The sequence below is a fragment of the Oerskovia sp. NPDC056781 genome (assembly GCF_042789955.1).
GTDB classification, from domain to species: domain Bacteria; phylum Actinomycetota; class Actinomycetes; order Actinomycetales; family Cellulomonadaceae; genus Oerskovia; species Oerskovia rustica.
The window spans coordinates 1-9,406 of the sequence record NZ_JBHUAD010000154.1 but is presented as its reverse complement, the minus strand read 5'-3'; the positions used below and the strand labels follow the sequence as shown (position 1 = coordinate 9,406).

Annotated in this window: 7 protein-coding genes; 3 read left to right on the top strand and 4 right to left on the bottom strand. The window is 71.5% G+C overall.

What is annotated here, in order from left to right; genetic code table 11:
- Positions 1-51 precede the first annotated feature (51 nt).
- The 3 genes from ACFRCR_RS13160 to ACFRCR_RS13150 all read right to left on the bottom strand — a co-directional run bounded on the left by ACFRCR_RS13160 (position 52) and on the right by ACFRCR_RS13150 (position 1,743).
- Complete coding sequence (locus ACFRCR_RS13160; protein WP_377678101.1) at positions 52-429, bottom strand: VOC family protein; 378 nt, start codon at positions 427-429, stop codon at positions 52-54.
- A gap of 206 nt (positions 430-635) precedes the next feature.
- A complete protein-coding gene (locus ACFRCR_RS13155; protein ID WP_377678100.1) occupies positions 636-1,076 on the bottom strand; it encodes a VOC family protein in 441 nt (146 codons plus the stop codon).
- 13 nt (positions 1,077-1,089) lie between these two features.
- Entirely contained in the window at positions 1,090-1,743 is a 654-nt protein-coding gene (locus ACFRCR_RS13150) for a dihydrofolate reductase family protein (RefSeq protein WP_377678098.1), read from the bottom strand.
- A gap of 573 nt (positions 1,744-2,316) precedes the next feature.
- Between ACFRCR_RS13150 and ACFRCR_RS13145 the strand changes: the two genes are divergently transcribed.
- Positions 2,317-3,684, top strand: coding sequence for a hypothetical protein (locus ACFRCR_RS13145; protein WP_377678096.1), 1,368 nt, complete (start codon positions 2,317-2,319; stop codon positions 3,682-3,684).
- A gap of 11 nt (positions 3,685-3,695) precedes the next feature.
- Here the strand turns inward: ACFRCR_RS13145 and metH are convergent, their stop codons facing one another.
- The gene (metH, locus tag ACFRCR_RS13140; protein WP_377678094.1) at positions 3,696-7,286 is read right to left on the bottom strand and encodes a methionine synthase; all 3,591 of its coding nucleotides are present in this window, start codon (positions 7,284-7,286) and stop codon (positions 3,696-3,698) included.
- 92 nt (positions 7,287-7,378) lie between these two features.
- On the opposite strand from metH, the gene ACFRCR_RS13135 reads away from it, so the two are divergent.
- Entirely contained in the window at positions 7,379-8,479 is a 1,101-nt protein-coding gene (locus tag ACFRCR_RS13135; RefSeq protein WP_377678092.1) for a GNAT family N-acetyltransferase, read from the top strand.
- Positions 8,480-8,571: 92 nt separating this feature from the next.
- Entirely contained in the window at positions 8,572-9,360 is a 789-nt protein-coding gene (locus ACFRCR_RS13130; protein WP_377678090.1) for a lysoplasmalogenase family protein, read from the top strand.
- Positions 9,361-9,406 lie beyond the last annotated feature (46 nt).

The following is a 9,406-nucleotide window of genomic DNA, read 5'->3' as shown; positions in this document are numbered from 1 at the left end:
CGAGGTAGGTCTCCAGGAGGTCTACCTCGCACACACGGGTCTACCTCGGCGTCAGGGGTCCAGACGCTTGCGCAGGAGGCAGAACTCGTTGCCCTCGGGATCGGCCAGGACGTGCCACGACTCGTCGCCCGTCTGCCCGACGTCCGCGCGACGTGCGCCCAGGGCCAGCAGGCGTTCGAGCTCGGCGTCCTGGTCCCGGTCGACCGCGTTGATGTCGATGTGCAGGGGGAGCTTGGCCGTCTTCGGGTCGTTGCTGGGGCTCAGGATGATGGTCGGCTGGAGGCCGCCGAACCCGACGTCGGCCGGGCCGATCTCGATCGCCCCGTCCTCCCGTCCGAGCTCGACGTAGCCGAGGACTCCGCTCCAGAACCGTGCGAGCAGCTCGGGGTCGGTGCAGTCGAGGACGAGCTCACTGATGCGGGATGCCATGCCCCGCAGTCTACGAAGGTGACGGCGGTCACGTCAGGCGAATTCCTGACGTGCCTTGCCCGGCCGTGCCTGCCGCCGAGGGCGACGATGCGCAGCGCCGAGGGTGACGCCCTCGGCCGCCGACGGTGACGCAACCCGGTGCCGACGGTGACGTGCTCCGGCGGCGAGGGTGACGTCGTCGGACAATGACGAGCGAAAGCCCGCGGTCATCCGAGCTCTTCAGCCAGCGCGACGATGATCCCTTCCGGTCCGCGGAGGTAGCAGAGCCGGTAGGTGTCCTCGTACCGCACGATCTCGCCCACGAGCGTGGCTCCGTGCCCGCGCAGCCGTTCGACCGTGTCGTCGATGTCGTCGACCGCGAACATCACGCGGTGCAGGCCCAAGGTGTTCGACGGTGTACTACCCAGCCCGATGTCCACGGCCGCAGGGGAGTGGTAGGTGCTGAGCTCGAGCCGGCCGGGACCGTCGGGGACGCGCATCATCGCGATCTCCGTCCGCATCTCGTCGAGCCCGACGACGTCCCCCGCCCAGGCACCCTCGATCGGTGCCCGGCCCTCGAGCTCCATCCCGAGCTCGACGAAGAACGCGACTGCCGCGTCGAGGTCGTCGACGACGATGCCGACGTTGTCGAGTCGCTGGATCGCCATGTGTGGCCCCGTCTCAGGTGTTGTCGGCCTGGCGGTCGACGCCGCGGTCCGCCGCCGCCATGTCGCCCGTCGCGGGCGTGCCGTCGGCAAGACCGTAGCGCAGGAGCACGGTGCCCGCAGGGCTGGCGGCCGGTGGTTCGAGGAGGGTGAGGTTGGTGGGCACGGCGCCACCGTCGAACACCGACTTCCCGACACCGAGGACGATGGGGTGCACCCACAGGTCGAGGCGGTCGAAGAGCTTCTCGCGCAGGAGCGTCTGCACCAGGCCCAGGCTGCCGACGACCTTGACGTGCTCGTGCCGGTCACGGACCTCACGCACTGCGGCCACGAGGTCGGGGCCGAGCTGCGTCGACCCGGACCAGGACAGGTCCGGCTTGCCGCGCGAGGCGACGTACTTGGGGATGCGGTTGAAGAGAGCGGCGAAGTCGTCGTCCTGACCGCCCTCCTGGTGGGGCCAGTAGGCGGCGAAGATGTCGTACGTGCGACGCCCGAGCAGGAGGGCGTCGGTGCCCTCGTAGGCGGCGGCGACCTGTTCCCCGGCGACGTCGTCCAGCAGGGGAGCCTGCCAGCCGCCGAACGGGAACCCGATCGGGTCCTCGTCGGGACCGCCGGGCGCCTGCCCGACGAGGTCCAGGGTCGTGAACAGCTCGATCTCGATCGATCCCATGATGTGCTCCTGTGCGTCGGTGGCGTGGTCAGGGGGTAGACCGGGCGGCGGGGGAGAACTCATCGTCCGAGCAGGGACGTCGGGGGCTCGCCGTCGTGTCGTCGGCCCTGACAGGCAAGGCGGCTCGGCCGCCCTGACGGGCAAGGTGGCTCGGCCGCGCTGGTGTCCGAACGGCGCGCGGTCCCGCGCCGACGGCGCTGCCTACCGATCGACGACGAACGGGAGGCATGAGACTCTCGTGACATGGTGGGAAGCCCGACCGTTGGTGTAGCGCGCGGGGACGACGTCTCGGCGTCGACCACTCGTGCACGTTCGCGTGCTCGCGTTCGATCCTGGTCGCCCTCCCGTTGGGCGGCAGGCTTCGCCACGGTCGCCCTGTGTGCCCTCGGGGCGGTGCAGGCGCAGGCGCAGGGAGCGATCTACCTCTCGGAGACCTTCACGGGAGGGACTGCCGATCCGCTGTTCAGCGCCTACGGCTCGGCATGTCTCACCGGGGCGCCCCCGGGACAGACCAGCCCGGGAGCGCACCCGCTCGGCGGGTGTCCTGAGTCGACCACGGTGAACTCGCCACCGTTGAGCGGAGCGCCCTACGGGTACCTGCAGCTCACCGACGCCTCCATCGACCAGGCGGGTGCGGTCCTCTTCGATACCGCGATCCCCGCCACGCAAGGCCTGCGAGTGACCTTCGAGCAGTGGCAGTACGGATCGACGACCGCAGGCATCGCTCCGGCAGACGGCATCGCGTTCTTCCTCGTCGACGGCGAGGCGGCGCTCACCGGTCCCGGGGCGTTCGGAGGGAGTCTCGGGTACGCCCAGAAGAGGCCCGACGGTGTACCCACGAATCCGGTGATCCCCGGGGTCGACCGGGGATATCTCGGCATCGGCCTCGACGTGCTGGGAAACTACTTCGGTGACTGGGAGGACCGAAGCCTCGGGTGTCCGCCTGACCAGGTGTCGCCTGCCGGTACGGCCTTCCGGATCCCGGAACGGGACAAGATCACCGTCCGCGGCCCTGGCGATCCTGCCGACCCGACCCTGGGCTACTGCTTCCTGACGTCGACGGCGGCGAACCTGGACGATCCGAGCGCATCGGCATGGCCGTCGACTCTTCCCGTCTCGCTGCAGGGTGTCACCGCCGCGATGCCGGTGGGCATCTCGGCCCAGGGGGCCGACGACCTGCTCGGACCGGACCGACGGACGATCGACGTCGTCGTCACCCCAGCGCCTGATCCGCGGGTCACCGTCTCGATCGCGGGGGCCGACGGTGTGCTGCACCAGGTCCTCGACTTCCCGGCGCCCCAGCCGGTGCCCGAGAGCTACAAGTTCGGCTTCTCGGCGTCCACGGGGCTGTTCACGGACGTTCACCTGGTACGAAACGTCGTGGTGGAGTCGGTGGCACCTGCTCCGATCCTCACTCTGACCAAGGCGCCGGACGCCCCCGGGCCGTATCGGCTCGGTGAGGTGATCTCCTACACCTACGTCGTGACGAACAGCGGCCTGGCACCGGTCGAGGGCGTCGCAGTGGTCGACGACAAGGTCGCCGACGTCGTGTGCGACGCGACCACGCTCTCCGCTGCGAGCGAGGCCCCGCTGAACGTGACGACCTGTCGCGGACGCTACGTCGTCACGAGCGACGACGTCGCCGCCGGACAGGTGACGAACGTCGCCACGGCCACCGGCCAGGAAGGCGGGGCCGTCTCGCCGCCTGTGACCGCCACCGTACCGGTGGTCGCCGCGACGCCTGGTCCCGAGCCGACATCAACGGCGCCGGGGACCGCGGCCCCTGCGCCCGTGTCGAGCGGGCCGGACGAGATCGCGGCGACCGGAGCGTCGCTCCACGCGGTCGGTGTCGCCGCTGGCACGTTCCTTCTGTGCGGGGCAGCCCTCGCCGTCGCGTCGTCGAACCGCCGCCGGAGGTCCAGCGCACAAGACCCGCGATAGGCCACCGAACCTCACACCGAGAAGTATTTCGCTTCCGAGTGATGGAACACGAACGCGTCCGTCGACTGCTCCGGGTGCAGCTGCAGCTCGTCGGAGAGCACCACGCCCACGCGCTCCGGCCGAAGCAGCTCGACGACCTTGCGCCGGTCCTCCATGTCGGGGCACGCGGGATAGCCGAGCGAGAACCTCGCCCCGCGGTAGTCGAGGTCGAACATCCCCTGGACGTCTGCAGGGTCCTCGTCCGAGAACCCGAGCTCGGACCGGACGCGGGAGTGCCACATCTCGGCGAGCGCCTCGGTGAGCTGCACGGACAGCCCGTGGAGCTCCATGTACTCGCGGTACTTGTTCGCGGCGAAGAGCTTGGCGGTGTGCCCGTCGACCGTGTCGCCCACTGTGACGAGCTGGACGGGCAGGACGTCGTAGCGCCCGGTCTCCTCGACCCAGGAGCGGGGCTTGACGAAGTCGGCGAGGCACAGGTGGCGGTCGCGGCGTTGCCGGGGGAACGTGAAGCGCAGCCGTTCCTCGCCCACGGGACCGCCCGAGCCGCCGTCGGGCGCCCCGATGCCCGCGAGCCCGGACCCGTGGTGCGCGACGACCACGTCGTCGCCCTCCGACCACACGGGGAAGTACCCGTAGATCACGGACGGGTCGACGATGCCGTCGGTGCGGATCTGCTCGAGCCACGCGTTGAGGCGCGGGCGGCCCTCGGTCTGGACGAGCTCCTCGTACGAGGCTCCGGCTGCGCCGTCCGCGTCGGAGGACCGCCCCGGCTTGAGCCCCCACTGGCCCATGAACGTCGCGCGCTCGTCGAGGAACGCGGCGTAGTCGGCGAGCTGGATGCCCTTGACGATGCGCGTGCCCCAGAAGGGCGGGGTGGGCACGGGGTTGTCCGCGGCGACGTCGGAGCGCGCGGGCAGGTCTTCCACGGGGGTCTGCGTCACGGTCACGGTCGCGTGGCGGCGCTTCTTGAGGGGAGGCAGCCCGACGGCGTCGCGCGCCTCTCCCCGCGCCACGCGGACGAGCGGTTCCATGAGTCGCAGGCCTTCGAACGCGTCGCGGGCGTAGCGGACCTCTCCCGGGAAGATGCCGGCGAGGTCGTCCTCGACGTAGGTGCGGGTCAGGGCCGCCCCGCCGAGCAGGATCGGCCAGCGCGTGGCGAGCCCGCGCGAGGCGAGCTCCTCGAGGTTCTCGCGCATGACGACGGTCGACTTCACGAGGAGGCCCGACATGCCGATCACGTCGGCGTCGTGCTCCTCGGCCGCGTCGATCATGGCGCCGATCGACTGCTTGATGCCGATGTTGACGACCGTGTACCCGTTGTTGGTGAGGATGATGTCGACGAGGTTCTTGCCGATGTCGTGCACGTCGCCGCGCACGGTTGCCAGGACGATGGTGCCCTTGCCCGCCTCGTCGGTCTTCTCCATGTGCGGTTCGAGCAGCGCGACCGCGGTCTTCATGACCTCGGCGGACTGCAGCACGAACGGGAGCTGCATCTCGCCCTTGCCGAACAGCTCGCCGACGACCTTCATGCCCTCCAGGAGGTGGTCGTTGACGATGTCGAGCGCCTTGATGCCGGAGGCGAGAGCCTCGTCGACGTCGGCCTCGAGGCCCTTGCGCTCGCCGTCGACGATGCGCCGCTCGAGGCGCGGGCCCACGGGCAGCGCGGCCATCTCGGCGGCGCGCGCGTCCTTGAGCGCCGCGGAGTCGACGCCGGAGAAGAGGTCGAGCAGGTGGGCCAGCGGGTCGTGCGTGAGGTTGCCCTCGGCGTCGTACTCGCGCTTGTCCCACACGAGGTCGAGCGCGGCCTGACGCTGGTCGTCGGGGATCGAGGCGAGCGGCAGGATCTTCGCGGCGTGCACGATCGCGGAGTCGAGCCCGGCCTGCGTGGCCTCGTGCAGGAACACCGAGTTGAGGACGGTGCGCGCCGCCGGGTTGAGGCCGAACGACACGTTGGAGACCCCGAGCGTGGTGTGCACGCCCGGGTAGCGCGCGACCAGCTCGCGGATCGCCTCGATGGTCTCGATGGCGTCGCGCCGCGTCTCCTCCTGGCCCGTGGCGATGGGGAACGTGAGGGTGTCGACGACGATGTCGTCGAGGCGCATGCCCCACTCGCCCACGAGCGTGTCGATGAGGCGCGAGGCGATCGCGACCTTGGTCTCGGCCGTGCGCGCCTGCCCTTCCTCGTCGATCGTGAGCGCGATGACGGCGGCACCGTGCTCCGTGACGAGCGGCATGATGCGCGCGAAGCGCGACGTGGGCCCGTCGCCGTCCTCGAAGTTGACCGAGTTCACGACGGCGCGCCCGCCCACGAGCTCGAGGCCCGCCTGGATGACGGCCGGCTCGGTCGAGTCGATCACGAGGGGGAGCGTGGACGCGCTCGCGAGACGTGAGACGACCTCACGGGCGTCCGCGACGCCGTCGCGCCCCACGTAGTCGATGCAGACGTCGAGCAGGTGGGCGCCGTCGCGCGTCTGCGCGCGCGCGATCTGGACGCACTCCTCCCAGTTCTCGGCGAGCATCGCGTCGCGGAACGCCTTGGAGCCGTTGGCGTTGGTGCGCTCGCCGATCGCGAGGAACGCCGAGTCCTGGTGGAAGTCGACGTGCGAGTACAGGCTCGCGACGCCGTTCTCGCGCGCGGGGCTGCGCGGCGCGACGGGCCGTGCGCGCACCGCCTCGACGACCTGGCGCAGGTGCTCGGGCGTCGTGCCGCAGCAGCCGCCCACGAGGCCCAGGCCGAACTCGGTGACGAACTGGGTGTGCGCCGCTGCGAGCTCGCTCGGCGTGAGGGGGTACGAGGCCCCGTTGGCACCCAGCACCGGCAGCCCGGCGTTGGGCATGCACGTCACGGGGATCTCGGCGTGCTTGGCCAGGTGGCGCAGGTGCTCGCTCATCTCGGCCGGGCCCGTCGCGCAGTTCAGCCCGATCGCGTCGACGCCGAGCGACTGGAGCGTGGTCAGCGCCGCGCCGATCTCCGAGCCCATGAGCATGGTGCCCGTGGTCTCGACCGTGACCTGCACGATGACCGGCACCGCGCGCCCGACGTCGCGCATCGCGGCGCGCGAGCCGTTGACCGCTGCCTTGGCCTGGAGCAGGTCCTGGCTCGTCTCGACGAGGATCGCGTCGACGCCGCCGTCGAGCAGCCCCGCGGCCTGCTCGGCGAACGTGTCGCGCAGGTTCGCGTACGTCGTGTGCCCGAGGCTGGGGAGCTTGGTGCCGGGACCCATGGACCCCAGGACCCAGCGCGGCTGCTCGGGGGTCGACCACGCGTCGGCCCGCTCCCGGGCGATGCGCGCGCCGGCAGCGGCGAGCTCGCGGATGCGGTCCTCGATGTCGTAGTCCGACAGGTTGGACCAGTTGGCGCCGAACGTGTTGGTCTCGACGCAGTCGACGCCGACCGCGAGGTACGCGTCGTGCACGGCCGCGATGATGTCGGGCCGCGAGACGTTGAGGATCTCGTTGCAGCCCTCGAGCTGCTGGTAGTCGTCCAGGCTCGGGTCCTGCTCCTGGATCATGGTGCCCATCGCGCCGTCGGCCACGACGACGCGGGTGCGCAGGGCCTCGGCGAAGGCGGCGGATCGGGCGTCGGCGGCGTCGTGGGACATGAGCGGAACTGTAACGCCGGGGGAGCGTGGGCGGCCGGGGCGTCCGGGAAAACAGGGTGCCACGTCCGGCGCGCGACCCTAGCGTGGTGCCCATGAGCCCTGCACCCGCCGCCCGTCAGACCCTCGCCCCGATCGCCGAGCGCGTCGCCGCGCCCGACGCCGTGCCCGTCCCGCAGGTCGACGGACTGACGTGGCGCCCCCTGGTGGTCGAGGACGCCCCGGCGCTCTTTCGCCTGATCGCGGCCGTCGAGGAGCACGACAAGCACCCGTACCGGACCGCGCTCGAGGAGACCGAGGAGATCTTCGAGGGGGAGTGGCGCGACCTGACCCGCGACACCCTCGTCGGGACCGACGCCGACGGCGAGCCGCGCGCCTACGCGACGGTCGAGACCCGCCCGGGCGACACGACGGTCGTGCGCGCGTTCGTCCAGGGGGCCGTGCACCCGCAGTGGCGGGGACGGGGCGTCGGCCGCCAGGTCATCGCCTGGTCGACGGCGCGTGCTCGCCAGCTCCTCGCGGCCTCGGGCAAGGAGCTGCCCGCCCGCATCGCGGGCTACGCCCAGGACGACGACGAGCTCGAGTGCCGCCTGTTCGAGGCCGCGGGCTTCACCGCGAACCGCTTCTACTCGAACCTGCGGCGCGACCTGTCGGTCCCGGTGCCCGAGGTCACGCTCGGCGAGGGGCTGCGCGTCGTGCCGTGGTCGCCCGAGCTCGACGAGGCCACCCGCCTCGCGCACAACGACGCGTTCCGCGACCACTGGGGCAGCGAGCCCGCGACGCCCGAGTCCTGGGTGCACGGGCGCAGCATGTTCGCTCCTGAGTGGAGCGTCCTGGTCGTGGACGACTCGCCCGCAGCCTCGGGCAGCCTGCCCGACGGCGCCGCTCCTGCCGGGAGCGCGGGCGACGTCCCGGTCGTGGCCGGGTACCTGCTGTCCGGTCGCTACGAGCACGACTGGCCCGTCCAGGGCTACTCGAGCGGGTACACCGAGACCCTGGGCGTGCGCCGCGCCTACCGCGGGCGCAAGATCGCCGTCGCCCTGCTCAGCGCGGGCATGGCCGCCTACAAGGAGGGTGGTGTCGACTTCGCCGAGCTCGACGTCGACACCGAGAACCCGTCCGGCGCCCACGGGCTCTACGCGAGCCTCGGCTACGAGAAGACCGACGGCTCACGGATGTACTCGATCGAGCTCTGAGGCTCTACCGTGTTCCCAGCTCAGCGCAGCAACGGTGCCGCGCTGCTGGGGCACCCGTGACCCGGGTGCCCTTCGCCTCGAAAGGGAACACCGTGGTTGCCTCGATCTCGCGCGTCTCGCACGCCCCCGTCCCGTCCACCTCCCTGCGGCGGCGCCCAGCGGCGCTCGCGGCCGGGGCGTTCCTGCTGCTCTCGGCGGTGCACCTCGGAGCGCACCTGGCCGGTGCCGAGCGGCTCGCCGAGGTCACGCAGTGGTTCGTCATGCCGCTGCTCGCGCTGGTCGTGTGGGCGGCGACGTCCGGCGGCCGACGGTCGCGCCTCGTGCGCTGGACGCTCGTCGCGCTGGGCTTCTCGTGGCTCGGCGACAGCGCGCCGGACCTGTCGAGCGGTGACGTCTCCTTCCTGACCATGGTCGGGTTCTTCCTGCTCGCCCAGCTCGCCTACGCGGCCGCGTTCTGGCCGCGGCGCGGGGAGAGCCTGCTGCGCCGTCCGCTCCTGCTCGTGCCCTACGGGGTCGCGCTCGGGGCCCTGGTCGCGGTGTGCGCCCCGCACGCGGGCACTCTGCTCGTCCCGGTCATGGTCTACGGCGTGTGCCTGACGGTCATGGCGGTGCTGTCGACCGGCGTGAACCGGGTCGCGGGCGTCGGTGGTGCGATCTTCCTCGTCTCCGACGCGCTCATCGCCCTCGGGGCGTTCGTGCCCGGCTTCGAGATCCCGGGTCCGCTGTCGTCCGGCTTCTGGGTCATGCTCACGTACCTCGCCGGGCAGGCGCTGCTCGTCGTCGGGATCCTGCGCCGGGACGCGCAGGACGCGTCCGCAGCGCGCCTCGCCGGTGGGTCCTCTGCCGTCGCCGGCGGAGCGTCGGGCACACCGTCGGCCTGAGCGGGCCGTTGCCCTGCTGCGCAGAGCCACCCGGCAGGAGCACGAA

Excerpts from the sequence above, each read along its gene's own strand:
- ACFRCR_RS13160 (WP_377678101.1), bottom strand. The coding sequence starts at position 429 with ATGGCATCCCGCATCAGTGAGCTCGTCCTCGACTGCACCGACCCCGAG.
- ACFRCR_RS13155 (WP_377678100.1), bottom strand. The coding sequence starts at position 1,076 with ATGGCGATCCAGCGACTCGACAACGTCGGCATCGTCGTCGACGACCTC.
- ACFRCR_RS13150 (WP_377678098.1), bottom strand. The coding sequence starts at position 1,743 with ATGGGATCGATCGAGATCGAGCTGTTCACGACCCTGGACCTCGTCGGG.
- metH (WP_377678094.1), bottom strand. The coding sequence starts at position 7,286 with ATGTCCCACGACGCCGCCGACGCCCGATCCGCCGCCTTCGCCGAGGCC.
- ACFRCR_RS13135 (WP_377678092.1), top strand. The coding sequence starts at position 7,379 with ATGAGCCCTGCACCCGCCGCCCGTCAGACCCTCGCCCCGATCGCCGAG.